The following is a 25990-nucleotide window of genomic DNA, read 5'->3' as shown; positions in this document are numbered from 1 at the left end:
ATCTTTATTAGAACATACTTTTTTCGATTTTTGGAACTCCCTATGGTATGATAGTTTCGGAATAAATGAAATGAACATACATAAGGAGGCAATTCAATGATTCACGCTCATATTACTTCATGGGTTTTAGCTCTAATATTATTTTTCGTGGCTCTTTCCTTACATAAAGGAGGAAAAGCAAAAGGTGCTAAAATCGTTCAAATGATTTTAAGGGTACTGTACTTACTCATTATAGCAACAGGAATTGGGCTTCTAGCCAAATTAAATGGGGTTGGAAATATTACACCAATGTATTGGTTAAAAGCAATCGCTGGTCTTTGGGTAATTGGTTTATTTGAAATGATTCTTGGCAGAGTTGCTAGCCAAAGGAGAGTTTCTGTATTTTGGATTCAGTTTGTAGTGGCATTTTTGCTAGTATTATATTTAGGCTTTGTTCAACTGCCAATGTCCTTTTTAAATCCATAATATTTATACAAGTAGTGGCTGTCTAAAAAAGACAGCCTTTTTATTTATGCTTTTTTTACGAAATTTTTCCTAATTTATATAATGAAATTGGAAACTAAAAAAGGCTGGGAAAATCCCTGCCTTTTTAGATTCATGAAATCATTTTTTCGATGATAAGCCTTTTTCCGGTATTTAAAGTGAATTCGAAGCGGTCGTTGACCTTTTCAAAGTAGAAAAAATGATGCTGAACATTGCAAATTTGCTCTTGATTATCAAAAACCATAAAATTTACGCCATCTTTACGGTGTTCATCCGATAAAAATGAGAGATGATTGTAGCAATAAATACAATCGTAAATGGAAAAGTTTAACGAGTTTAGTGTGGTAACAAATTGGAAGAAGGCGTCATCATTAACTCCTTCTAAAAGCCTTTCAAGAGAGTAGACTAAATGCTTCCGGATTCTCACCAAGTCATGGTCACGAAGCATGGTCGCTTCTTTCCCGATTCGAATTTTCCCTGATTCATACAAAATCCCTTTTTTCCATCGATTCATCCGGAAAACTTCAATTTCCTGCTGTAGGTAATCCTCCAGCATAGCAGCTTCTTCCGTCTCCTCATCAAAAAATATCCACTGATCATTAATTTGTTCGACTGTGCCCTCGGTATAGGCTCTTTGTTGAATATCGTATAGATTCATTCGTTGTTGTCGATTCATAATTAACCTCCGTACCAGATGCTTTCATCTTCCTTTTTAGACATCTTCCTGAAATTTTATAACTAGGTAATTTTTTTAATTAAGTATTATTATTTAAACCCCTTTTGGTATACCAAATATGTGATTCTGATAATGGACAATTAACCAAAAATAATGGGCTGAATACAATAAACCATAAATTGGATGTACAGTAGTTCGATTGACAGAAAGGAGATACGTACATGTGTGGAATTACTGGATGGATTAATTATGGTATGGACGTAAGAAACCAAACAGATATAATTGAAAAAATGACCAAAACCCTGGCGAAGAGAGGCCCTGATGAAACGAACATCTGGACTGAGACACATGTAGGCTTTGGGCATAAACGTCTTATTGTTGTCGACCCTGAAGGGGGCAGGCAGCCCATGTCCAAACAAAAGGAAAGCGCAAAATTCACCATTTGTTATAATGGGGAATTATATAACACTGAAGATATCCGCAAAATTCTCCTTACTAAAGGATATTCCTTTAAAGGTCATTCTGATACAGAAGTTCTGTTAACTGCCTATATAGAATGGGCGGAAGAGTGTGTAAATTATCTAAATGGAATCTACGCCTTTGCAATCTGGGACAGTAAAAACGAAAAACTCTTTATTGGACGAGATAGATTAGGTGTAAAACCGTTATTTTTCACGGAACATCATAAAGGGCTTTTATTTGCTTCGGAAATTAAGGCAATCCTAGCTCACCCGGAAATGAAAACCGAAGTAACCCAAGAAGGGCTTGCCGAGATTTTTGGAGCAGGTCCATCAAGATCACCTGGATCAGGTGTGTTTAAAGGAATTCAGGAACTTAGGCCTGCACATGCGTTAACTTTTTCTAAAGAGGGCTTAAAGATCTGGCGTTATTGGAATGTAAAAAGCCAAGAACATAAGGATAATACAGAGGAAACGGCTGAAAAGGTACGTTTTTTAGTAAGTGATGCTGTGACCAGGCAGCTTGTGTCCGATGTACCTTTATGTACCTTTTTATCAGGAGGTCTGGATTCAAGTATTATTACTGCCATTGCTGCTAAAGGCTTCGCAGATCAAAATAAAGGGAAGCTTCATACTTATTCGATTGACTATGAAGGAAATGACCAATATTTTTCATCGAATGAGTTTCAGCCGGATGCGGACGGGAAATATATTCAAATGATAACAGACAATTTTCAAACCAAGCACCATAACAAGGTCATTTCCCAGCAGCAATTAGTTAGTGATTTAATCGAAGCGGTTCATGTAAGAGACTTACCAGGGATGGCAGACATTGATTCCTCACTGCTCTGGTTTTGTAAAGAAATCAAAAAAGATTTTGTTGTAAGTCTATCAGGAGAATGTGCTGATGAAATTTTTGGCGGTTACCCATGGTTCCATCGTAAACAGGACTTGGAGCGGCCTGGCTTCCCCTGGATGCGTTCAGTGTCAGAGCGGGAAAATTTATTAAAGCCTCATTGGCAGGAAAAATTACAATTACAGGAATATTGTTTGGAGCAATATCGAAAGGCGATTGCGGAAACTCCAAAATTAGATGGGGAAAGCTTAGAAGAAGCCAAACGCCGTGAATTATTCTATATAAATATGACTTGGTTTATGACCACCTTGCTCGACAGGAAAGATCGGATGAGTATGGGGGCAAGTCTTGAAGTCAGAGTCCCATTTGCAGATCACCGGGTGGTCGAATATGTTTGGAATATCCCATGGGAGATGAAGATGTATCGAGGAAGAGAAAAAGGACTGTTACGGAAGGCATTTGAAGGAATCCTTCCTGAAGAAGTTCTTTACCGGAAAAAAAGCCCTTACCCAAAAACCCATAACCCACAGTATACAATGGCCGTCCAGAAAATCTTAAAAAATGTGCTGTTGGATAAATCCTCGGCCTTACATGAATTCTTTAATAAGGAGAAGCTTGAGGCAATTGTTGATTCTGGAGGGAAATCCTTTCAAGAACCATGGTTTGGCCAGTTGATGACAGGACCACAATTATTGGCTTACCTTGTGCAGCTGCACACATGGTTTAAAGATTACAATATCAATATAGTGAATTAATACAATAAACAATAGATTAAATTTGGAATAAAACCTTTATTCGATTAAAATGAGTGTAGGGTGGGGAACACTCCCCCCTCTTTTTTATGAGGAGGATATTATTTATGAAAAGATTGACACTCATTTTAATCACCATTTTTTTATTTTCTTCCGTTCCGGTTAGTGCTAAGGTGCAAAAAGAAAAACGGTTATGGCAGGATGAAACGGTATATTCAATCATGGTCGACCGCTTTAATGACGGTGACACAAGCAATGATATTGATACAAATACAAATGATCCGTTAACCTTTAACGGCGGTGATATTCAAGGTATAATCGATAAATTGGATTACATACAGGATATGGGCTTTACCGTCATACGTATAACCCCGATCTTTGACAATGCCAAGAATGGATACCATGGCTATTGGGTAAATGATTTTTATAAAGTGGACGAGCATTTTGGTACGCTGCAAACATTCCAAAAGCTTGTTAGTGAAGCACACAATCGGAAAATGAAGGTCATTCTTGATTTTGTCACTAATAATGTTGCGGCATCGAACCAATGGGTAAACGACCAAACCAAACAGGATTGGTTTCATCCAAAACAGGAAATTGCCGATTGGAATAATCAGGAGCAAATTGAAAATGGGTGGGTAAATGGTTTGCCCGACCTAAATCAAGATAATCCTGAAGTAAAAAAATATTTAATTGATGCTGCTAAATGGTGGATTAAAAAGACAGAGGTGGACGGTTTTGGTCTGCCAGAAGTAAATCATGTTCCATTAAGTTTTTTGAAGGATTTTTCAAAAGAAGTTAAAAAAGAGAAAAAGGACTTCTTCCTAGTAGGAATTCCGTCAGAAAATACTTCAATTGATATAAATAAATTCCAAAGCGCTGGTATCGATAGTTTGTTTGATTATAATCAAAGTGAGTTTTTACGCAAAGCCTTTGCGAATACGGATCAATCCTTACATACAGTCGCATCGAATACTGAAAACGATCATCCAGCTTTTCAAAATGGAACATTTTTTGATAATGAATACACTGTCAGATTTACGAGTGACATTGTGGACCAGAAACAGTTCCCAGGCTCGCGCTGGAAAACGGCTTTGACCTATCTCTATACGACTCCAGGAATGCCGAATGTCTATTATGGTACCGAAATTGCTTTAAATGGAGGAGAAATTCCGGATAATCGCCGGCAAATGAGTTTCAGAGCGGAAAAGGAGCTAATCGACTATATTACAAAGCTGGGTGAATTAAGAAATCAGCTGCCTTCATTAACAAGAGGAACAATGGAGATGCTCTATAACCGGGACGGAATGTCTGTTTATCAGCGTGTCTATAAAGGGGAAACCTCAATTATTGCAATCAATAATACACGAAAATCCCAAAAGGTTACTTTGACAAAAAAACAGCTTGAAGGCGGGAAAGAGCTGCGTGGTTTACTTGGAGGAGACCTTGTTCGAAGCCATGATAATCAATATAATCTAATTATCGATCGGGATGAATCAGAAATATATGTATTGACAAAGAAAAGCGGACTCAATATTCCTCATATTGCATCGTTAATAGTCGTTTATTTATTGGTTTTCTTATTTCTTATTTTAATTCTTAAAAGAAGAAGAATAACGAATTAAAAACGCATCGGGGGCTATACTCCCGATGCGTTTTTCTTACCCATTTACAATTGTTCCACCATTTACGTGTATCATTTGACCGCTAACATAGGAAGAGTCGTCTGATGCCAGGAAAACATAGCTGGGTGCAAGTTCGCAAGGCTGCCCTGCTCTTCCCATTGGCGTCGTCGAACCAAAGGTTGCGACTTGGTCGGAAGGAAAGGTGGAAGGAATTAGCGGAGTCCAGATTGGTCCGGGGGCAACGCCGTTAACACGGATTCCTTGAGGTGCAAGCGATTTTGCCAGTGAGCGCGTAAAGGTAACAATGGCACCTTTAGTAGCAGAGTAATCCAGCAATTGTTCATTCCCTTCGTAGGCAGTGATGGAAGCGGTATTGATAATCGATGCCCCATTCTTTAAATAAGGCAGGGCCATTTTCGTCATGTAAAAGTAAGAGAAAATATTTGTCCGGAACGTTTTTTCTAATTGAGCAGAGGTAATATTCAGCAAGCTTTTTTGCGGATGCTGCTCTGCAGCGTTGTTAACGAGAATGTCGAGCTTACCAAATTCAGAAATGATTTTATGAACGATATCCTTACAAAAATCTTCATTGCCGATATCTCCTGCATATAGGAGGCAGCGTTGGCCCTCCGCTTCAATTAACTGCTTTGTTTCTTCAGCATCCCCATGCTCTTCCAAGTAAACAATTGCGACATCAGCGCCTTCTTTTGCAAAATATATGGCCACAGATTTCCCAATGCCGCTGTCACCGCCGGTAATTATCGCTGCTTTTCCTGCTAACTTCCCACCTGGCTTAAAATTGGGATTAATCGAAACAGGCAATGGATCCATTATGCTTTCAATCCCTGGCTGATGATTCTGATGCTGAGGCGGGAAGATGACTTTTTGTTGATTTTGTTTGTTGCTCATGTGTAAAAACCTCCAAGTGATCATTTCACTTGTTAGTTTTCGAGAAAAGCTAAAGATGAATACAATAAAAAAGGCGTCAGGATAAAAATCCTTCCGCCGTGATTTTAACGGTAATTAATAAATTGAACATCAACAGTTAGATCTGCTTCACGAACCAAGGAAATTATTTTTTGTAAATCGTCACGGTTTTTGCCGCTAACACGTATCTGGTCATCTTGAACCTGACTTTTTACCTTAACTCCACTATTTTTAATGATGGTATTAATCTTTTTGGCATTTTCTTTGTCAATGCCCTGAACTAGCTTGGCTCTTTGACGGACTGTGCCTCCTGAAGCTTTTTCGATTTTCCCGTAATCAAGATTTCTTACTGGAACACCTCTTTTAATTAATTTTCCAAGTAATACATCTTTCAACTGATCCATTTTATATTCATCATCGGAAACGAGAACAAGTTCTTCTTTGTCGAGCGAAACCTCACTCTTGCTGCCTTTAAAATCGTAGCGGGTGCTAATTTCCTTCATCGTTTGCGTGATGGCATTGGTAACTTCAGAAAATTCAACTTTGGATACAATATCAAATGAGCTGTCTTTAGACATTACAAAACCTCCATTTATTTATGTAAAAATGTTTCCCTGCAAAAGTTTCCCTTTATGGCTACATTATAGTAAAATATAGCAGGTTATTACAACTTAAATAAAAGCTCCAAAAAGAAAAGGGGAGTAATATATGTCATTAAATGAACTAATTGGTCAAACAACAACATTATCCGTAGCTAGACAAGCTGCATTTGGTTATTTTTTAACTGATGGAACTGAAGATGTGTTATTACATAAAAATGAAGCTCATCAAGAATTTGAGGAAGGCGATCAAGTTGAGGTTTTTCTTTACGTTGACGCAGCAGGAAGAATATCTGCTTCAACAAACATTCCGGAAATCGCTGTTGGCAAATATGCATGGGTTAAGGTAACAGATACCAACCCCGATCTTGGCGTTTTCCTTAACATTGGTCTTCAAAAGGATATCCTGCTTGGAAGAGATGATCTCCCTTCATATAGATCGGTATGGCCAAAGGAAGGAGATTTAGTCTATATCACCTTAAGAGTTACTCGAAATTTCCTTTTGTATGCAAAGCTTGCAAGTGATCAGGTTATTCAAACTATATCGGCAAAAGCAACGAGAAATGATTTTAACAAAAATATACAGGGACACATATACCGGACAGCGAAAGTTGGAAGCTGGGTCTACACTTTGGAAGGCTTCAAGGGATTTATTCATGAGTCGCAGCGAAAGCAGGAGCCGCGTTTAGGTGAAAAAGTAGAAGGGCGAATCATCGATATTAAGGAAGACGGAACGATTAACGTTTCCTTGCTTGCCAGAAAAGAAGAATCGCAGGACTTAGATGCGGAAAGGATTTATGAATACTTGATGAGCAGAAATGGTGCAATGCCTTTCAACGATAAAAGTATGCCGGAAGATATACAAGAACGTTTTCAATTAAGCAAGGGTGCATTCAAACGGGCGCTGGGAAAGTTAATGAAAGAGGGCAGGGTATATCAGGAAGGCAGCTGGACATACGCCAAGAAAGAATAATAAGTCGATTACATATCTTTTTCAAATTAACAGAAACTACAGGTGAAGTAATTTGAAAGGGGTAAGAAAAAAATGCCGCATACATCAGATAATGATAAAAAAGCAAAAGATAATAATGCACTTCATCATGAAAAAAATATGATGCGCGAAAAAAACCGCCAGGCCGGGAAAAATCAATACTCGAAAACGACAGATCACAAATAAAAAACAGAGCGATTCTGCTCTGTTTTTTATGGAAGCTGATTTAAAAAGAATATGGCGATGGTACCTGCACCAGTATGAGCTCCTATAGCTGAACCTATTGAAGAAATGTAAACTTCTTTTGGATGGAATGCTTCCTCAATCATAGTTTTTACTTCTAAGGCAGTTTCTTCATTATCAGCGTGACTGATCCCGATAATTTGTTCCTGCATATTCGAACCGCGTTCTTCCATGAGCTCAATTAAACGCCGAAATACTTTTTTCTTTCCCCGTAATTTTTCAATCGGAACAAGTTTTCCGTCCTCTACATTTAGTATAGGCTTAATATTCAGTAATCCACCGAGAAAGGCTGATGCTTTAGAGACCCGGCCTCCCTTTGCCAAATAATCCAAATCTTCAACAGTAAAAAGATGCTCCATATGCTGACTTCTAAACTGAATTTCTTTTAAAATGCTTTCTTTGGCTGCATTTTCAGCAGCTAGTTTTGTTGCTTCCTTGACGATTAAGCCCTGTCCAAGCGAGGCGCATTTCGTATCGACTATAGTTAAATTAAAATTTGGATATTTTTCTTTCACTTGGTCAAGAATCATAACAGCGGTGGAATATGTTCCTGACAATTCGGAAGAAAAGGCTATGTAAATTCCATCTTCATTATTTTCTGCCATTTGTGTAAAAATCTCCTCAAACATTAGGGGAGAGGCTTGTGATGTTTTGGGAACCGCTCCTCCTCGAATGGCATCATAAACAGTTTTTGGGTCAATCGATTTAACATCTTCATATTCCTCATCATTAATATGGACCTTCAAGGGAATTAATGTGACATTATTATCTTGGTAGAAACTTAGAGGTAAATCGCATGCGCTGTCAGCCAGTATTTTTACTTGCATGAAGCTCACCTGCTTTCAAGCTATTATATTTAGTTTCAGTTTATCGGTTTCACCTTAAAAATACAATTATCAAAATTGAAATGTGTGAACAATAAAGGAGGGCGTTGTCTTGCTTTGGCTCCAAACTCAAAAAATCATCATTGTCGTTGCAGGGGCATTTTTAAATGCTTTAGGAATGAATTTATTTCTTATACCTGCGAATATATACTCCAGTGGGGTGGCAGGTATTGCTCAGTTACTTTCAAAGGTATTAAGTGATCATACACCTATCCACGTATCGATGGGATTATTACTTTTGTTATTGAATATTCCAGTTGCAATTCTTGGATGGATGAAAGTGGGAAGGTCATTTACTGTTTACAGCTTCCTTAGTGTTGCGCTTTCATCTTTATTTTTAGAGCTAATACCTGTTAAACAAGTATCGCACGATATTTTATTAAATGCCGTTTTTGGTGGTGTCATCGTAGCGGCAGGTGTTGGTATAACATTAAAATGGGGAGCTTCCACTGGAGGTCTCGATATCATTGCAATGGTTTTATCAAGATTAAAAGACAAACCAATTGGACCATATATGTTTGTGTTAAATAGCATTATCATTGTAACGGCAGGATTTCTTTATGGTGCCGAAAAAGCTCTTTATACCCTTGTCTTCTTATACACATCAACAAGAGTAGTCGATGCTATCCATACACGGCATGCAAAGCTTACAGCTTTTATCATTACCAAAAAAGCAGACGAAATGAAAAAAGCGATTCATGCCAAACTTGTAAGGGGTATTACCATGATTCAGGGGAAAGGAGCCTTTACAAATGAATCTCGGGAAATCATGATGATTGTCATTACTCGCTATGAACTGTTTGATTTAGAAAGAATTATTAAGGATGTTGACCCCAAAGCTTTCACCAATATCATTCAGACAACTGGAGTATACGGATTTTTTCGAAGAGAATAAAGGAAAAAGGAGCCCAACATGCGAATTCTTCTATGTATAATCCTGCTTTTCTTTTCACTAGCAATGAATACAAATGCGAACGGGGTGAATGATTTCAATTATTCATTTTATCTAATACCAATAGCAGGCCCTGAAAATGTTTTATTTGAAATAGTCATCAAAAATGAAGGAGACATACCGCTCCATTTTGAATTTCCTACCTCGCAAATGATTGAAATAACGATTACTGACGAAACTGGAGCGGAAGTATATGTTTATTCAAAAGGGAAGTATTTCCTTCAGGCATTTCAAACCATTGTTGTAGAGCCGCATCAATCGGTAAAAAGATATGAGAAATGGAACTATCAATTCAAAGGTAAAAGGGTACCTTCAGGTGTTTACAAGGTTAATGCCTTGCTTAAGCCAATAAGTCTTAATGATGAACCTATTAAAAATCGGGCGAAGCTATACCATAGTCAAAAGCTAAAGGTTCCTGAAGAAAACCCTGCATTTAGGTTTGTAAAAGTGTCAGGCACAAAAGGGGATTATGTTGTTACAGGAGAAGTGAAACCAGCAAGCAGGGGATTCTTTTATTCGGTTGAGGATGGCCATTTGGAATATATAAAGGAAAAAGAAATTGTTTTAACAGGGAAGGAAGAGTGGGAGCCGTTTAAGCTTCATATTCAACTTCCAATCGATAAACTTCCTGCTAATGGTTCATTGATGTTGAATCTTTATGAACGAAAAAAAGATGGAAATATAATTAACCTATACCCAATAATTTTAAAAATTACACAATAAGAAAAGCGGAAGTTCCAAATAGGGAGCTTCCGCTTTTCTTATTTTTAATTTAAGTAATCTGTTCAAGCTCTTGTTGCATTTGTTGGAGCTGTGCTTGCTCTGCAACAGTCGAATTAGCGAACGCTGAACTTAGGGCGTTCTTGGCTTTCGCTACTGCAGAGTCAACATCAGCAGGGCTGGCAGACTTCGCCATTTCAACAAATCTCCTTGCTTCCTGGAACAATAGGTTTCCCATCCTATGCTCCTCCAATCGAGGAATCGTGCACATTGGCCATTTTCTGAGCTTCCGCTTCAGCGTAGGTCATGTGATAAGGAATACGTTCGTCATGTTTGCTGACGGTATCCTTTCCTTGCTGGACAAAGCGTTTTGATTTGTTTCGTTTACCCATTCGAATCCCTCCAATATGCTCATAGCCCAAATTGAAGCAGCAATGCTGCCTCATAAAATAGTATGCACCAATCAAGATTCGTTCATTTAGGTAAACAATGGTGATTTGCGATTAAACTTTTAAATTTAACAAATTTGCCAAATATTGTGCAACTCCATCCTCTTCATTTGAAAGGGTAACATCATTGGCAATATTCTTTACTTTATCAATTGCATTTCCCATCGCAATCCCGTGACCAGCATATTCAAGCATTTCGAGGTCATTATCTTCATCCCCAAAAGCAATAATTCGTTCTGAAGGGATACCAAAGTAATCGGCAGCCTTTTTCAATCCAACAGCTTTACTTAAACCTACCTTAATGATTTCTATTACATGCCATGGTGCTGCCCAACTCCGATGATCAACAACTTCAGCATGAACTGCTGATAAATGGTCACGTATCGTTTTTAATTGATCTTCTTCAGTATGAATCAGCAAACTAGTAGGAGAATCCTGTAAAAAGTTTGCTAAATCTCCTGTTGTGATTTTTGGATTTCCAAAGTTAAAAATATCGATAAGCTTTTCATCATGGTAATGGAAGTAAACATCATCCATTACTTCAGCGATTATATTATGAAAATGAAAGCTTCTGCAGGCTTCAACAATTTCCTTAGCCACTTTGACATCCAACGGTTCATGGAAAAAGCCCCATTTTGGATTTCGCGGATGATGCATAAATGCACCATTAAAATTTACAATCGGAGTGTCTAACTCGAGCTCCTGATAATACATTTCACTGGAACGATACGGTCTGCCTGTAGCGATCATCACAATATGACCATTTGCTCTAGCTTTTTTTAGGGTTTCCTTTGTTTTTTCAGAAATTGTTTTATCATCCTTTAATAATGTCCCATCCAAATCTAATGCGATTAAATGTTTTTCTGCCATATGGACTCCTTTTATTTAGGAAATATATTATTTACATGATACACTACGGCTATGGAAATTTTTATTTCTATAGTTTCTATGTTAACAATTTTATATGTAAAGTGTAAAAAAATTCACATTAAAAGGATTAAAAAAAGCTTATACTTTCTAAGAGAAATGAAAAGCAAAGGTAATGTGGTTTAAAATTAGCTTTTGTTATAATAAAAACAAAAATAAATAGGAGTGAGGAAAAAATGAATGAAGATTTAAAAGAAAATATAATGGGTGCTTTAGAATTAGTTATAGACCCTGAGTTAGGTGTAGATATTGTTAATTTAGGATTAGTTTATAATACTGAAATGGATGAAGAAGGGAATTTAACTGTTACAATGACTCTTACGACTATGGGCTGCCCGCTTGCGGGCACCATTGTTGACCAAGTGAAACGAGCATTAGCGGATATCCCTGAAATTAAAGATGTTGACGTAAATATTGTCTGGAATCCACCATGGAACAAAGAGATGATGTCACGTTATGCAAAAATTGCGCTTGGAATTAGATAAGTTACCTTAAAAAACAGCAGAGATTTCTGCTGTTTTTTTTGTACTTTCACAAAACAGACATATAAAATGGCCAGGTTGTGAGATAGTTCACTTTTTTACCCTATAAACACCTTTATAATACAAAGTAATAAAGGCTATTTGATTTTGAATTAGCTGTTATTAGGAGGCGTTTCATATGGCTTTTAGCCGAGATTTTAATAAAGACCCTTTTATTGTTATTTGGGAGCTTACACGTGCTTGTCAATTAAAATGCCTGCATTGCCGTGCAGAAGCACAATACAGACGTGACCCGCGTGAATTATCGTTCGAAGAAGGCAAAAACCTTATTGATCAAATATATGAAATGAATAATCCAATGCTTGTATTTACAGGCGGGGACCCTTTGATGCGGGAAGATGTCTTTGATATTGCTAAATATGCTGTAGAAAAAGGAGTTCGTGTTTCGATGACTCCAAGTGCTACACCGAATGTGACAAAAGAAGCAATTGAAAAGGCAAAAGAAGTTGGTCTATCGCGCTGGGCCTTCAGTATTGATGGACCGACTGCTGAAGTCCATGACCATTTTCGCGGCACTGCGGGGTCGTTTGATTTAACAATGGAAAGAATTAAATACTTACACGAGCTTGAAATCCCGATTCAGATTAATACGGTAATTTCTAGGTACAATATTAACTACCTTGATGATATGGCCAAAATGGTAGAAGATTTAGGCTGCGTATTGTGGAGTGTCTTTTTCCTAGTTCCGACGGGAAGAGGACAGGAATCCGATATGATTTCTCCTGTAGAACATGAAAAAGTATTTAGATGGCTCTATGAACTAAGCAAACGAGTTACTTTTGATATTAAAACCACTGCTGCACAGCATTACCGCCGCGTTGTTATTCAGCAAAAAATGCGTGACGCAAAGGAACAGACTACTGAAATCAATTATTTAAGTGCTTTAACAGAACAGGGATTAACAGGTTCGATTGATGGGCTCGGCCGAGCTCCAAAAGGAGTAAATGACGGTAACGGTTTTGTGTTCATTTCCCATATTGGAGATGTATATCCTAGTGGTCTCCTTCCGGTAAAAGCAGGAAATGTTCGCGAGCAGCCATTAGCGGAAATTTACCGAGAATCACCTATTTTCAAATCTTTAAGAAATCCCGATGAATTTAAGGGGAAATGTGGAGTCTGCGAATTTCGGCATGTTTGCGGTGGCTCAAGGTCAAGAGCCTATGCTATGACGGGCGATTACCTTGAAAGTGAACCATTCTGTGTTTACATTCCAAAAGCATTACGGTAAAAACAGGCGCACTAAAGTCCAATAAAAAAGGATGGGAAAAATCTCCCATCCTACTCAATATTGCAATAAACAGTTGAACAATTTTCGCAGCCAATTTCATCCTTTAAATATTGTAAATCTAAGATTGTTATTTTTCCTTTTTTTACAGAGATGATATTTTCTTTCTTTAATTCACTAAGAATTCGGTTTGTGCTTTCACGGGAAGTGCCGCAGAAATTAGCAAGTTCTTGATTGGTTAATGGCAAGTCAATTAAAATTTCATTGCCTTTTTCAACTCCATAGCTATTTGTCATTCGAATTAAGGTTGAAAAAAGTGCTCCGCGTTTTCCATTAAGGACGAGGTCGCGAAATTTTGTCTGTGTTTTTCGAAAATGATCACTCATCCATTTCATAAATTCATAGGCGAGCTTACTGTTTAGGAAAATTTCACTTTCGATTACATCTTTTTTAATTGCGACAATTTCGCCTTCTTCAAGAACCTTGGCACTCAATAAATACTTTGGACTATCGGTAAAAAGAGTCAATTCACCACAAATATCATTTTCTCCACAAATTCTTAAGGAAAGCTCACGCCCGTCAGAAGTTATTTTACTGATTTGAATCTTGCCGGAAACAATCACATAAAGTTCTTCCGCTATCATACCCTCCTGAAATATATAACTATCCCGTTCACTCTTGAATCTCCGTTCGCCAAATTTAAGTAATTCCTTTATTTCAATAGAATGTGTTGGTTTCATTTGTGCTAACATAGGATATCACCTTTTATCATATTTTTAGTATAAATGTCAATTTTGGATTCGTTAGTAACATTTTATCTCAAGTTCAGTCAATAAAATGGAGTAAACAATGACAATATAGTGAAAACTTATACGAAATTTTTTACATATACAATTATTTCAACCATGTTTAACATCTGTTAAGATTAAAATAATATTAAAATGTATATTAATAGTGAATAAAGTAACAGTCATTTAAGTAAAACACTGATACACTTATGATAATTCTTGCTTTTTTTAAATAATGGAGTTGATACAAATGGAAAAAACCATTATTAAAGATAAATTGAATCGACCACTACGAGACCTACGTATCTCTGTGATTGACCGCTGTAATTTTCGCTGCCAATACTGTATGCCTGCTGATCAGTTCGGGCCGGATTTTGAATTTCTTCCTAGGTCAGCCTTATTGACTTATGAAGAAATTGAACGTCTAGGAAAAATATTTGTTAATTTAGGTGTCGAAAAAATCCGTTTAACTGGCGGAGAGCCGCTGCTTCGCAAGGATTTACCGATACTTGTAAAAAAGCTTTCTGCTATTGAAGGTTTAAGTGACATCGGCTTAACAACAAATGGAGTCCTGCTGCCAAAATTGGCAGGAGAGTTAAAATCAGCCGGTCTTAAACGAGTAAATGTAAGCCTTGATACTTTAAATGATGAATTGTTCGGACAAATCAATGGACGCGGGGTAGGCACTGGACCAGTTTTAGAGGGGATTGAAGCAGCAAAACAAGCCGGTCTTCGAGTTAAAATCAACATGGTTGTAAAAAAAGGTCTTAATGATGCAGATATTATTCCAATGGCACAGTACTGTAAAAATCATGGACTGGAGCTTCGTTATATCGAGTTTATGGATGTTGGCTCAACAAACGGGTGGAAGATGGACGATGTCGTGACCAAAAAACAGATTTATCTTCTGTTGAAAGAGCATTTTGAGTTAGAGCCAGTAGACCCGGCCTATTTTGGGGAAGTGGCCAAGCTTTATCATTATAAAGACTCTGATGTGAAGGTTGGATTTATTACTTCTGTTTCAGAGTCATTCTGTTCTAGCTGTACACGTTCACGTTTATCTGCAAATGGGCAGATTTTTACTTGTTTGTTTAATGGAAATGGCCATGATATCCGGAATTTCATGAGAAATGGTGCTAGCGATGAGGAAATAGCAAAGCGGATTACAGCGATTTGGAATGGCCGTGACGATCGATATTCTGATGAAAGAACAGCAGAAACAAACAAAAGCCGTAAAAAAATTGAAATGTCTTATATCGGAGGTTAAAAAACAGCCCGCTTATGTTAAGCGGGCTGTTTTTTACTATGCAATATATCGAGGGAATAAAATGTTGTTTTCAAGATGTACATGCATGAAGGTTAGACTTTCCAGCGCTTCCAAACGAGCATATACTAAGCGGTATGTTCCACAAGCATCAAGTGGTAGAGTGAAATCAGATGTTACCGCACGGATTTGTCTTAAAATCTCTCCTGCATGATCATGTTCCTTTTCAAGTTCAGTAATTAAATTAATAGCATCCTCTTTATTTTCAATTGTTCCGTCGGCTAATTCCCTGATTAATGGGAATACAATCGCTTCTTCCTTCTCCATGTGTTCAACCAATTCTTTTTTAAATTCATAAAATAATTCATACACTTTTAATAGCTCTGGATGGTTATCGCCATGTACCCGAGAAACCTTTGTTACATATGGGCTGAGCATTGTTAATTCTTCTTCTGAAGTACGATGGTAATTAGAGATAATATGATCAATAATCGTATTAGAGTCAGAATCTGTCCAAACTTCTACATCTTTTTCTTTTTCCTCGGCTTCATATTTTTCAAAAACGATTTTTAACTCTTCTAACAAATTGTCCATATTAAGTCCGTTTTGTACGACAGCTTCTGAAAGTGGAATGTTGCCGCCACAGCAAAAATCGATTCTGTTCTTTTTGAAAACATCACTTGTTTTAGGTAATTCATTTACAATATCTTTAACTAATGAAGTAGATGTAAATGGAAAAGTCATTTATAGTTCCTCCTTAAAATTAAGGTAATTGGTTTCTGATATAAGCATACAAGAATTAAGAATAAAACTTGGTGATACGAATCACACTCTGCAAATGATTTTTTATATTACTTAAGTTTCTATCAATTTTGTGACATTTGATATGTCTGTAAGTTTTTTGTAGGCTTATAATGATAAGGAATGATTTATATTACATACCGTTTTTTTGAGATAGGAGCCGATTCATTTGTTTGAAAGAAGAACACCGCTTGCGATAGAGGAAGCAGTCAAAAAAATTATGAACTTTCAATTACAGGGGTCAACTGAGTATGTATTGATCGAGGAAAGCTTTGGTCGTTTTTTATCGGAGGATTTAGTTGCAACAAGTGATGTGCCTCATTTTGACAGGGCACCCTATGATGGCTTTGCTGTTAGATCGATAGATACTACTGATGCCTCTCAGTCAAATCCCGTCGAACTGGAAGTAATTGATCATATTGGTGCAGGAATGGTCTCCACTAAGGTTGTCAAACAAAACCAAGCTATACGAATTATGACCGGAGCTATGATGCCAGAAGGCACCGATTGTGTTGTAATGTTTGAGGTTGCAAAATCATTTGAAAAGAATGGAATTCCACATATATCGATTAAACGAAGCTTTAAAAATGGCGACAATGTTTCCTTCAGAGGTGAAGACGCAAAGGAAGGCGAAATTTTAGTTAAAAAGGGAACGCTAATTAATCCTGGAATACAGGCAATGCTGGCAACATTTGGGTACAAGAACGTCCCCGTTGCGAAAAAACCCATTGTTGGTCTATTCGCTACAGGGACAGAGCTTTTAGAAGTCGACGATGAATTAGTTCCTGGTAAGATTCGCAACAGCAATTCTCATATGATCGCCGCTCAAATCGAACGGGCAGGAGGAACGGTTCATTATTTCGGGAAACTGCCAGATGAATTCGATACATGCTTTGACGCAGTAAAAAATGGTCTGGATAAAGTCGATTTGTTAGTTACCACAGGTGGAGTTTCAGTTGGAGACTTTGATTACCTGCCTGAAATTTATGAAAAATTAGGAGCAGAGGTTTTCTTTAATAAAGTAGCGATGCGCCCTGGCAGTGTTACGACAGTCGCACATCTCAATGGAAAGCTCTTATTCGGGCTTTCTGGTAACCCTTCCGCTTGCTATGTTGGTTTTGAATTATTTGCACGACCAATCCTTCGAAAATGTCTATTTTCGGAAAAACCGCATTTACGAAAAGAAAAAGCGATACTAGAGGCTGATTTTCCTAAAGCAAATCCATTTACACGATTTGTCCGCAGTTCCGCATTTATTCAAGAAGGCAGACTTAAAGCGACACCTAGCGGATTAGACAAGTCGAATATTATTATGAGCCTTGCAGGAGCGAATTCCTTAATGATATTACCAGGAGGTACCCGAGGTTTTACTGCAGGAACAGAGATTGAGGTTCTTCTCCTTGAGGATCAGACGGGTAGTGTGTGGCCTTGGTAGAACCGGTCATTTTTCAGGTTGTAGGTTACCAAAATAGTGGTAAAACCACATTTATGGAAAGGCTCATTAAAAGCTTAAACGGTCAAGATCTGAAATCAGCAGTAATTAAACACCACGGACACGGCGGCAAGCCTGATTTAGTGGATAATAAGGATTCTACAAAATACCTCACAGCAGGAGCAGCAGCCTCAATAATTGAAGGTGACGGAAGGCTTCTTCTTCAGGTAGAAAAATGGGAGAACAGCCTTGAGGACCAGATAGAATTAATGAGTTTTTTTCATCCAGATGTGATATTAATTGAAGGATATAAACAAAAAAAATACCCGAAGCTTTTATTACTAAGGGATCTTGAAGACCTTCCATTGTTAAAAAGTGTGACAAATATAATGGCTGTTGTTTATTGGAAGGAATGCATAAGAAATCGCCTTGAAGAACTAATGAACATACCATGTTTTTTTATTAATGATGAAGCATCGATTAGCTGGACTGTAACCTTATTAAAAAACTCGGTCAAATAAGACCGATTTAGGCTGTCGAAAACTTTTGACAGCCTTTTATTTTATTCACATTCTTTAATAAATTAGCGCGTTAATTTGTAATAAAATATTTCCCGTTCAACTGGCCAGATTGCAGTAACAATCAGTTAATTAATCAACTTTGCAAATTTCCGTTGGGCAATCCTCACAATCAATTTCAATCTTTAAGTACTCTAAATCATGAATGGTGATTGTTCCTTTATCAATTGAAATAATTTTTTCTTTTCTAAGGTCGCTTAATAATCGATTAACTACTTCCCTTGATGTACCGCAGAAATTAGCTAATTCTTGGTTTGTTAATGGAACTTCAAGCAATATTCCTTTATTGGTTTTAATTCCATAGCTATTGCTTAATCGAATCAATGTAGAGTATAAAGCTCCTTTTTTTCCATGTAAAACGAGATCACGAAATTTTGTTTGGGTTTTACGATATTGCTGACTCATCCATTTAATGAACTCAAAGGAAACGGAAAGATTTTGCGATAGTTTTTCCTCAAGAACATCCTTCAAAATTACAGCCACCTCGCCACTTTCAACGACCCGTGCACTTAATAAATACCTCGAAGAAGGAGAAAATAAATTTAATTCACCGATAAAATCACCATTAGAGCACATTCTTAAGGTAAGTTCTCTCCCGTCTGGAATAATTTTACTGATTTGCAAAATCCCGCTTTGTACGATATACATTTCATCCGCTGGAGAGCCTTCTTGAAATAAAAATGATCCCTTTTCAATTTTTTTAGTATGGTGCACGTTCTCAAGGAGATGTAACAACGATACTGGCATTTCTTTTGCTGCCTGCATACATAAAACCACCTTTAATGGTACGACATAAATCGATTACTTAACTTTTTATAACTGACAGTCAAGGTTGGTTATTACATGATTTTACTATAATTATATTGTTTACAAAGAATATTTAGCAATAAATGTGGAATAAATTCATACAATCGTCAAAAAGTCAAACATGATTCGATTATTTCTTAGGAAATACTGTCGAACAATGTGAAAAAATGAAAGAACTTCCTTTAATGGACACTCTAGAAAAGGAAATAATAATGATGTAGACGATAAGGAGGGAAAAGAATGGGACAAAATCATCAGTTCAAATCAGGGAAAAAGGCACCAAATAACGGTGTGTATATTGAAATAGGTGAAACTGGAGACAATGTGATCAATCCAAAAAAAATAAAACTAAAAGCTGGAGACCCGTTTCCGGAGACATCCAATGATAAACGTGTTTGGACTTATCAACAAAAACCATAATAGTTAAAAAAGGTAAAGTCATCCAAGCAGGATGACTTTTTTCTTAGTCAAATTTTACTTAAAATCTGTGATTGCTTTATAATAAAAGTAATAGGTCAAAAATGGTCAATGAGGAAGTGAGTAAAGTGGACTTAAACCGAATGACAGAACGGTTACAAAAAGGACTAATGGATGCGCAATCTTTAGCGGTAAAAAATAATCATCAAGAGATTGATGAATCCCATTTATTTTTGGCATTAATGAATCAAAGCGACAGTCTGATTGAATCTATATTTAAGCGATTGACATTGCCATCTGAAACCATAAAGAAAAAACTGAAAGAATCCCTTGAAAAAAAACCTCAGGTTACTGGAACTGGAGCAGAGCACGGAAAACTATATGTTACAGACCGGCTGCAAAGACTTTTAGCAGCTTCCGAAGAATTCGCTATAAAGTTTTCCGATGAATATATCTCGGTGGAGCATATTCTCTTAGCTGCAGTCTATTCAAATCAATCCGAAATGAAAAAAATCATTCAATCTTTTGACCATACACCTGAAGATATTTTAAAAGCAATAAAAGAAATAAGGGGGAATCAAAGAGTGACATCGCAGAATCCTGAAGCAGGATATGATGCTTTAAAAAAATATGGAAGGGATCTGGTTGCTGAAGTAAAGGCGGGAAAGGTAGATCCGGTTATTGGACGTGATACGGAGATTCGCAATGTAATTCGTATCTTGTCAAGGAAGACCAAGAATAATCCTGTATTAATCGGAGAACCAGGTGTAGGGAAAACCGCCATTGTGGAGGGACTGGCCCAACGGATTGTTAGAAAGGACGTTCCAGAAGGACTAAAGGATAAAACCATCTTTTCCTTAGATATGAGTTCGTTAATTGCTGGTGCAAAATTTAGAGGTGAATTTGAAGAACGATTAAAAGCGGTTTTGAATGAAATCAAAAAAAGTGATGGACAAATCTTACTGTTTATTGATGAAATTCATACCATTGTTGGTGCTGGAAAAACAGAAGGAGCGATGGATGCTGGCAATATGTTAAAGCCGATGCTTGCCCGCGGTGAACTTCATTGTATTGGCGCAACTACACTTGATGAGCATAGGAAGTATATTGAAAAGGACCCTGCTTTAGAACGGAGGTTCCAGCAGGTGCTTGTACAAGAACCAAATGTAGAAGATACCATTTCTATTTTACGAGGATTAAAGGAGCGATACGAGGTTCACCATGGGGTAAAAATTCACGATCATGCTTTAGTAGCTGCAGCTACTTTATCTGACCGGTATATTACTGATCGTTTCCTCCCGGACAAAGCAATAGATCTGGTTGATGAAGCGTGTGCTTTAATTCGCACCGAAATTGATTCAATGCCAACAGAACTAGATGAAGTAACACGCAGAGTCATGCAGTTAGAAATTGAAGAGGCTGCTTTAAGAAAAGAAAACGATGAAGCAAGCAAACTACGGTTAGAATCCCTTCTAAAGGAACTGGCAGATTTAAAAGACCAGGCTAATACTATGAAAGCAAAATGGCTAGAAGAGAAAGAAAGCATTCAGACTTTGCAAGAAAAAAGGGAACAACTTGAGAAGCTTCGCCGTGAGCTACAGCAAGCCGAGGACAAATACGATTTAAATCGTGCAGCTGAACTAAGACATGGTCAAATTCCGTTAGCTGAAAAAGAACTTAAAAGTTTAGAAATGGAAACGGAAAAGGAAAATCGGTTACTTCGCGAAGAGGTAACAGGTGAGGAAATTTCCAATATTGTATCTAGGTGGACAGGAATTCCTCTCTCAAAATTAGTTGAGGGGGAGAGAGAAAAGTTATTGAAACTCGAAGCAATTCTTCATGAGAGAGTAATTGGACAAAATGAAGCCGTCAATTTGGTAGCAGACGCAGTACTGCGGGCTAGGGCCGGAATTAAAGATCCTAATCGCCCAATTGGATCCTTTCTTTTTTTAGGGCCAACTGGCGTAGGGAAAACAGAGTTAGCAAAAGCTTTGGCAGAGTCTTTATTTGATAGTGAAGAACATATTATTCGTATCGATATGTCGGAATATATGGAAAAGCATGCGGTATCACGCTTAATTGGTGCTCCACCAGGGTATGTTGGCTATGAAGAAGGTGGGCAGCTGACAGAAGCGGTTAGAAGAAGACCTTATTCGGTTGTTCTGATGGACGAAATTGAAAAGGCTCATCCTGAAGTCTTTAATATTCTCCTTCAAGCCTTAGATGATGGGCGCATCACTGATTCACAAGGAAGGGTAGTAGATTTTAAAAATACTGTTATTATTATGACCTCCAATATCGGATCACAATTTTTACTTGAACGTGCCGAAAATGAAATTGAAATTACAGAAACAGCAAGAGAAATGGTATTGGGCCAATTAAGAGTGCATTTTCGTCCGGAATTTTTAAACCGTATTGATGAAATTATCCTATTTAAGCCATTATCATTAGGAGAAATCAAAAATATTGTCGTCAAAATGTTAAAAGAGCTTCAGAACAGGTTAAAAGAACAGCAAATAAATATCTCAATCAATGAGGATGCCAAGGAATTCATCGCAGTTAACGGGTATGACCCAACCTATGGTGCTAGACCGCTAAAGCGTTATATCCAAAGGAACATTGAAACGAAGTTAGCTCGAGAAATTATTACAGGAAGGGTCCATAATGGTTCAAGTGTTGAAATTACGATTCAAAATGAAGAAGTGACAATTTTAATAAAATAACATGGGATTTGATTGTTCAAGTAAAAAAAGTCTTCCATTGATTTGGAAGACTTTTTTTTGTCGGCACTTAATGTTTTTCAACAGGCTCATTTGGTATCAAAGATGAAACCACATAAACTAAGATGGTTACAGCAACAGCTAAGATGGAACCTACTTTAACATCAAATGCAACACCATTCATTGAACTTACAACATATGTAAGCATTTGCACTAGTAAAAATAACCAGAAAAAAGTCCAAAAGAATCGCACTATTTTTCACCTCTAACCTTATTTACATCATTTCTAATATTACCATATGACTTCTAATTAATAAATGTTTATTTGATAATTCACTCATTTAATTAATTGTTTGCACATAAATGTAAATAAAAATATAGGCAAACTCCCTTTCATCTTTTGTGAACCAACATACAATATCGTGAGGAAAAATGTAAAAGGAGATTTACCTATGGACAGTCGTAATTTTCAGATGGATACCCAATGGAATATCATTTATTACCCAGAAAAGCCTACTGGATTTGGGGTCTTAATAATTGGAGATGAACGGCATTTTGTGGACGATTGTAAAAGCTTTTGGACACAAAATGAAGGGAAGTCGGTTATTATAAACCAACTGAAAGAAAAAGGATACACGATTTTTTCCTCAAATCTTTATGGGCGAAACTGGGGGAGCGAAAGATCTGTTGATTTGGCTCAGCGGCTATATCAACATGTAATCCGAAGTGAAATCCTAAATAATAAAATTCATATTTTAGCAGAAGGAATGGGCGCGCTAGTTGCCGTTAAATTAATGGAAAAATTAAAGGACTGTATTCGATCGGTCATCCTTTTAAACCCAATCATTTCATTAAAGCATCATTTAGAACAGGAAAAGGAACATAAGTTCTTTTATAAAAATTTAATACGAGAATTAGTAACAGCTCACCAACTAGAACAAAATGTACTTGAAAGCACCATTTTTAGTATGGATGATCATGTTAATCTAGAGTTTGGATTTCCTGTCAAAATCATTCATGTTTTGTCTGGAGGAAAATCTTATAACCAATCAAATCTTTATCAGAAAATTATCAAGTCTCCTGAAATCAATCCAACGTATATGCTGCCAGAAAAGAAACCGCAGCTTGGCAATATATGCATAAAGTTTTTTACAAGCCATGAAGAAGTCCTCTAAGCCTTCCCATCCCCGTAATGAAATAATTCCTTATTTAAACGCATAGGATTCATTAAGGATAGTATGGGGAGGAAGATTTTATGGACAAGGCCATTATTTTTGGTGTTTATGATTTTGTCAGTTTTCAAATTTGCAAAACGTTGCTTAATAAAGGAATAGAGGTTTATGGGGTCAATATTGAAGATATGGATAAAGTTCAATTTCTTGATGAAAAAAGATTTGAAGTTGGCAGAAATTCAAATTTTATTGAACATGGTCTACCGAATTGGGAGAAAAACCACGGTCAAGGAAATACGGACACCGTCCTTATTTTTTCATTATTTGATTCCTATATGCAATATAAGGATGATATTTATTTAGAGGAAAAGGTTACCGGGCCAATATTGAACTATATTAAGCGAAATAATTCCTGTACAGAATTTGTCTTTATTCTCCCAATTCAACTGTTGGGAGCTGATGGTGAAAAAGCCCAAAGAGGCTTTTTGAATCAAGTAAAAGGATTGGTGAAAAAGACTCATTTCTTTTATTTACCTTCTATCTATGGTCCCTGGCAGACTGAAACTTTTATATTTCAACAAGTGATTATGTCAGACTTTCAAAGGAAACAAATTTCTAAATCGAATAGGGAATGGACAATCGATACAATTTTTGTGGAGGATGCAATCGATTCTATCTTTGAAATAATGGACATAAATGTGCAGGGAAGCTATGTATTAGAAAGTGGAAAGAAGAATTATTGGGATGTATGCGCGTCCTACTTAAAGATTGAACAGAATCTTATTCATTCAAACCGTATTGAACCATTTGCAATAGAACCATCAGTTGTGAAAATCCCAATTAAAAAAATCACCCCGATTTCCGATTCATTTTTAAAACAAAAAAATCTAGCAGACCAGTTGTACGGAAGCCGTTAGAATATGATATTGTTCAATATATACAGAAAGTGGCAGTGTAGGAAATTTATCTTTTCATTTTATTATTCAAAAGGTAGAATAAAAATTGAAAATTGAGGAATTACAGGTCCATTATTATATCTAGAAAGAAACGAGGTATAGAAATGGCAGCGGTATGAAGGAGATGCATTGAATGCTAAACCGTTTCGGGATCATTCTTTTATGTCTTTTTTTACTTGGGGCCTGCGGGGGAACAAAAAAGCCTTCAGGCAAATTACAAAATGTTGGCTTATTAGTGCCTGAAACGGTAAATGATCAAGTATGGGGAACAAAGGGCTTTAAAGGAATGCTAAAAATACAATCGAAATTCAATGTAGAAGTTTACTATAAAGAGGGTATGAATTCTGAATCGGTAGTTGAAAGGGCTGTAAAAGAGTTTGATCAAAAAGGGGTAAATCTTATTTTTGGTCATGGTTCAGAGTATGCTGAGTATTTTAATAAGATTTCAAAGGATTATCCTAAAATTCACTTTGTCAGTTTTAATGGCGATGCTAAAAACGCTAACACTACTAGCTTGAACTTTAAAGCACACGCGATGGGCTTTTTTGGCGGTATGGTTGCTTCCCATATGTCAAAGGGACAGAAAGTTGGAGTGTTAGCTGCCTATGAATGGCAGCCAGAAATAGAAGGATTCTACCAAGGAGCATTGTCAGAAAATAAAAATGCCCAAGTAAGTATAGAATACGTAGGGAATTGGGATGATGAAAAAAAAGCTATACAATTAGTCGATCGTATGATGGACAAAGGGGTCGATGTAATTTATCCTGCTGGGGATGGCTTCAATGTCCCTGTTATTGAAAGAGTCAAGGAACGAGGACTATATGTTATTGGTTATGTTTCTGACCAATCAGATTTGGGTGAATCGACGGTACTAACCAGCACCATTCAGCAGGTTGATAAATTATATGAGAAAGTTGCAGAACAATTTAATAATGGTAAATTAAAAGCAGGAAACCTTTCCTTCGATTTTCAAGATAACGTCATAACTCTAGGAAAATATAGTCCTTTAGTAAGCAAGGAATTTATTAAGAAAATTAATAAGCAAATCCAAACATATAAGCAAACTGGGAAGTTACCACAATAAAATATTAAAGGGGATACATATGAACAACGAAGATAAGTCATTACAATTTATGATGATTGCCATGAAATATTTACCTGAAGCAAAGGAACAGCTGGAAAAATCAGGAGTAGAATTATCGATGGAATTAATTGAACCGTTTATGAATTTATTTACAAAGGTTATGCAAGAAGCATACGACCTCGGCCGTGAAGAGGCTCTTAAGGAAGTAAATCAATAAATAGAATAAGCTGCCGCTAAAAAAGGCAGCTTATTTCTTTTTCCAAAATTGCTGGATAAACGGATAGAATTTTTGAAATAATGGCTTAAAGCCCTGGATAGATTCCCATAAAGCATCAATATTCATCATGAGTTGTTCATAGTCGATATCTGATTGGTTTTGATGTGAATTTTGAGAATGCCGATTACCAAATAGTTGGTTCCTTTCATGTTGAGGTCTTCTTGGTCCAAACATAAAACTGGTAAACCGATCATGATGCTTTTCATCCTCAGAATTCATTTGCTGCTCTTCTAACGTTGATTCCTCTTTTTCCCAATCTTCCATTACCTCTCACACTCCTAAAAGAAAAATGTCTCTTACCTTTAGAATATGAACAAACTAACAAAAGGAATGTACTCTAGCGGATGGGTAAAAGTAAGTAACAGTTGCTTAAATAAGGTCTCAT

30 protein-coding genes are annotated in these 25990 nt (G+C 36.9%); 18 read left to right on the top strand and 12 right to left on the bottom strand.

The genetic code is table 11. From position 1 onward, the window contains the following. Window positions 1-96 precede the first annotated feature (96 nt). Window positions 97-465 (top strand): YisL family protein, encoded by a 369-nt coding sequence (locus ACIFOT_RS12825; protein ID WP_430065015.1) that lies wholly within the window; start codon window positions 97-99, stop codon window positions 463-465. Between the two features lie 130 nt (window positions 466-595). Here the strand turns inward: ACIFOT_RS12825 and ACIFOT_RS12820 are convergent, their stop codons facing one another. Beyond that, entirely contained in the window at window positions 596-1159 is a 564-nt protein-coding gene (locus ACIFOT_RS12820) for a DUF2777 domain-containing protein (RefSeq protein ID WP_430065014.1), read from the bottom strand. Window positions 1160-1380: 221 nt separating this feature from the next. Between ACIFOT_RS12820 and asnB the strand changes: the two genes are divergently transcribed. Beyond that, entirely contained in the window at window positions 1381-3228 is a 1848-nt protein-coding gene (gene asnB / locus ACIFOT_RS12815) for an asparagine synthase (glutamine-hydrolyzing) (RefSeq protein ID WP_430065012.1), read from the top strand. Window positions 3229-3332: 104 nt separating this feature from the next. Then, window positions 3333-4850, top strand: coding sequence for an alpha-amylase family glycosyl hydrolase (locus ACIFOT_RS12810; RefSeq protein WP_430065010.1), 1518 nt, complete (start codon window positions 3333-3335; stop codon window positions 4848-4850). A 36-nt stretch (window positions 4851-4886) separates the two neighbouring features. Here the strand turns inward: ACIFOT_RS12810 and ACIFOT_RS12805 are convergent, their stop codons facing one another. Next, entirely contained in the window at window positions 4887-5759 is an 873-nt protein-coding gene (locus tag ACIFOT_RS12805) for an SDR family oxidoreductase (protein ID WP_430065008.1), read from the bottom strand. Window positions 5760-5863: 104 nt separating this feature from the next. Further along, entirely contained in the window at window positions 5864-6355 is a 492-nt protein-coding gene (locus ACIFOT_RS12800; RefSeq protein ID WP_430065006.1) for a YajQ family cyclic di-GMP-binding protein, read from the bottom strand. A 130-nt stretch (window positions 6356-6485) separates the two neighbouring features. On the opposite strand from ACIFOT_RS12800, the gene ACIFOT_RS12795 reads away from it, so the two are divergent. Next, window positions 6486-7349, top strand: coding sequence for a CvfB family protein (locus ACIFOT_RS12795; protein ID WP_430065004.1), 864 nt, complete (start codon window positions 6486-6488; stop codon window positions 7347-7349). Window positions 7350-7421: 72 nt separating this feature from the next. Then, entirely contained in the window at window positions 7422-7553 is a 132-nt protein-coding gene (locus ACIFOT_RS12790; protein ID WP_430065002.1) for a DUF3941 domain-containing protein, read from the top strand. Between the two features lie 26 nt (window positions 7554-7579). On the opposite strand, the gene ACIFOT_RS12785 is transcribed toward ACIFOT_RS12790, so the two are convergent. Beyond that, entirely contained in the window at window positions 7580-8437 is an 858-nt protein-coding gene (locus tag ACIFOT_RS12785) for a DegV family protein (protein ID WP_430065000.1), read from the bottom strand. 109 nt (window positions 8438-8546) lie between these two features. Between ACIFOT_RS12785 and ACIFOT_RS12780 the strand changes: the two genes are divergently transcribed. Further along, window positions 8547-9389, top strand: coding sequence for a YitT family protein (locus ACIFOT_RS12780; protein ID WP_430064998.1), 843 nt, complete (start codon window positions 8547-8549; stop codon window positions 9387-9389). An 18-nt stretch (window positions 9390-9407) separates the two neighbouring features. Then, complete coding sequence (locus tag ACIFOT_RS12775; protein ID WP_430064996.1) at window positions 9408-10169, top strand: BsuPI-related putative proteinase inhibitor; 762 nt, start codon at window positions 9408-9410, stop codon at window positions 10167-10169. 49 nt (window positions 10170-10218) lie between these two features. Here ACIFOT_RS12775 and ACIFOT_RS12770 read toward each other — a convergent pair whose 3' ends face one another. The 3 genes from ACIFOT_RS12770 to ACIFOT_RS12760 form a co-directional block, all read right to left on the bottom strand. Further along, a complete protein-coding gene (locus tag ACIFOT_RS12770; protein ID WP_430064994.1) occupies window positions 10219-10404 on the bottom strand; it encodes a DUF3813 domain-containing protein in 186 nt (61 codons plus the stop codon). 1 nt (window position 10405) lies between these two features. Next, on the bottom strand, window positions 10406-10558 hold the full coding sequence (locus tag ACIFOT_RS12765) for a hypothetical protein (RefSeq protein WP_430064992.1): 153 nt from the start codon (window positions 10556-10558) through the stop codon (window positions 10406-10408). A 111-nt stretch (window positions 10559-10669) separates the two neighbouring features. After that, window positions 10670-11485, bottom strand: coding sequence for a Cof-type HAD-IIB family hydrolase (locus tag ACIFOT_RS12760; protein WP_430064990.1), 816 nt, complete (start codon window positions 11483-11485; stop codon window positions 10670-10672). A 233-nt stretch (window positions 11486-11718) separates the two neighbouring features. On the opposite strand from ACIFOT_RS12760, the gene ACIFOT_RS12755 reads away from it, so the two are divergent. Continuing rightward, entirely contained in the window at window positions 11719-12027 is a 309-nt protein-coding gene (locus ACIFOT_RS12755; RefSeq protein WP_430064988.1) for a metal-sulfur cluster assembly factor, read from the top strand. Window positions 12028-12202: 175 nt separating this feature from the next. Continuing rightward, window positions 12203-13312, top strand: coding sequence for a TIGR04053 family radical SAM/SPASM domain-containing protein (locus ACIFOT_RS12750; RefSeq protein WP_430064986.1), 1110 nt, complete (start codon window positions 12203-12205; stop codon window positions 13310-13312). A 50-nt stretch (window positions 13313-13362) separates the two neighbouring features. On the opposite strand, the gene ACIFOT_RS12745 is transcribed toward ACIFOT_RS12750, so the two are convergent. Further along, window positions 13363-14061, bottom strand: a complete 699-nt coding sequence (locus ACIFOT_RS12745) for a Crp/Fnr family transcriptional regulator (RefSeq protein ID WP_430064984.1) — start codon at window positions 14059-14061, stop codon at window positions 13363-13365. A gap of 286 nt (window positions 14062-14347) precedes the next feature. Here ACIFOT_RS12745 and moaA point away from each other — a divergent pair, with 286 nt between their 5' ends. Next, a complete protein-coding gene (moaA, locus tag ACIFOT_RS12740) occupies window positions 14348-15364 on the top strand; it encodes a GTP 3',8-cyclase MoaA (protein ID WP_430064982.1) in 1017 nt (338 codons plus the stop codon). 36 nt (window positions 15365-15400) lie between these two features. Here the strand turns inward: moaA and ric are convergent, their stop codons facing one another. Then, window positions 15401-16105, bottom strand: a complete 705-nt coding sequence (gene ric / locus ACIFOT_RS12735; protein ID WP_430064980.1) for an iron-sulfur cluster repair di-iron protein — start codon at window positions 16103-16105, stop codon at window positions 15401-15403. A gap of 226 nt (window positions 16106-16331) precedes the next feature. On the opposite strand from ric, the gene ACIFOT_RS12730 reads away from it, so the two are divergent. Both ACIFOT_RS12730 and mobB read left to right on the top strand, forming a co-directional pair. Further along, window positions 16332-17597, top strand: a complete 1266-nt coding sequence (locus ACIFOT_RS12730; protein WP_430064978.1) for a molybdopterin molybdotransferase MoeA — start codon at window positions 16332-16334, stop codon at window positions 17595-17597. After that, window positions 17585-18115, top strand: coding sequence for a molybdopterin-guanine dinucleotide biosynthesis protein B (gene mobB / locus ACIFOT_RS12725; protein ID WP_430064976.1), 531 nt, complete (start codon window positions 17585-17587; stop codon window positions 18113-18115). The genes ACIFOT_RS12730 and mobB overlap by 13 nt, the downstream gene beginning before the upstream one ends. A gap of 129 nt (window positions 18116-18244) precedes the next feature. Here the strand turns inward: mobB and ACIFOT_RS12720 are convergent, their stop codons facing one another. Continuing rightward, window positions 18245-18937, bottom strand: a complete 693-nt coding sequence (locus ACIFOT_RS12720) for a Crp/Fnr family transcriptional regulator (protein ID WP_430064974.1) — start codon at window positions 18935-18937, stop codon at window positions 18245-18247. A gap of 282 nt (window positions 18938-19219) precedes the next feature. Between ACIFOT_RS12720 and ACIFOT_RS12715 the strand changes: the two genes are divergently transcribed. Both ACIFOT_RS12715 and clpB read left to right on the top strand, forming a co-directional pair. Then, a complete protein-coding gene (locus ACIFOT_RS12715) occupies window positions 19220-19399 on the top strand; it encodes a YjzC family protein (RefSeq protein ID WP_430064972.1) in 180 nt (59 codons plus the stop codon). Window positions 19400-19524: 125 nt separating this feature from the next. Continuing rightward, a complete protein-coding gene (gene clpB, locus ACIFOT_RS12710; protein ID WP_430064970.1) occupies window positions 19525-22119 on the top strand; it encodes an ATP-dependent chaperone ClpB in 2595 nt (864 codons plus the stop codon). A 67-nt stretch (window positions 22120-22186) separates the two neighbouring features. On the opposite strand, the gene ACIFOT_RS12705 is transcribed toward clpB, so the two are convergent. After that, on the bottom strand, window positions 22187-22369 hold the full coding sequence (locus ACIFOT_RS12705; RefSeq protein ID WP_430064968.1) for a DUF2929 family protein: 183 nt from the start codon (window positions 22367-22369) through the stop codon (window positions 22187-22189). Between the two features lie 199 nt (window positions 22370-22568). Between ACIFOT_RS12705 and ACIFOT_RS12700 the strand changes: the two genes are divergently transcribed. The 4 genes from ACIFOT_RS12700 to ACIFOT_RS12685 all read left to right on the top strand — a co-directional run bounded on the left by ACIFOT_RS12700 (window position 22569) and on the right by ACIFOT_RS12685 (window position 25545). Continuing rightward, window positions 22569-23291 carry a hydrolase gene (locus ACIFOT_RS12700; RefSeq protein ID WP_430064966.1) on the top strand — a complete coding sequence of 241 codons (723 nt, stop codon included), beginning with the start codon at window positions 22569-22571 and terminating at the stop codon, window positions 23289-23291. A gap of 80 nt (window positions 23292-23371) precedes the next feature. Further along, a complete protein-coding gene (locus tag ACIFOT_RS12695) occupies window positions 23372-24205 on the top strand; it encodes a hypothetical protein (protein WP_430064964.1) in 834 nt (277 codons plus the stop codon). A 172-nt stretch (window positions 24206-24377) separates the two neighbouring features. After that, window positions 24378-25328: a BMP family ABC transporter substrate-binding protein gene (locus tag ACIFOT_RS12690; RefSeq protein WP_430064962.1), complete on the top strand. Its 951-nt coding sequence runs from the start codon at window positions 24378-24380 to the stop codon at window positions 25326-25328. 19 nt (window positions 25329-25347) lie between these two features. Next, window positions 25348-25545 (top strand): ComZ family protein, encoded by a 198-nt coding sequence (locus ACIFOT_RS12685; protein WP_430064961.1) that lies wholly within the window; start codon window positions 25348-25350, stop codon window positions 25543-25545. A 30-nt stretch (window positions 25546-25575) separates the two neighbouring features. Here ACIFOT_RS12685 and ACIFOT_RS12680 read toward each other — a convergent pair whose 3' ends face one another. After that, a complete protein-coding gene (locus tag ACIFOT_RS12680) occupies window positions 25576-25869 on the bottom strand; it encodes a hypothetical protein (RefSeq protein ID WP_430064959.1) in 294 nt (97 codons plus the stop codon). Between the last annotated feature and the right edge of the window lie 121 nt (window positions 25870-25990).

Source organism: Neobacillus sp. NRS-1170 (genome assembly GCF_050468025.1).
This window is presented reverse-complemented; position numbering and strand designations above follow the sequence as displayed.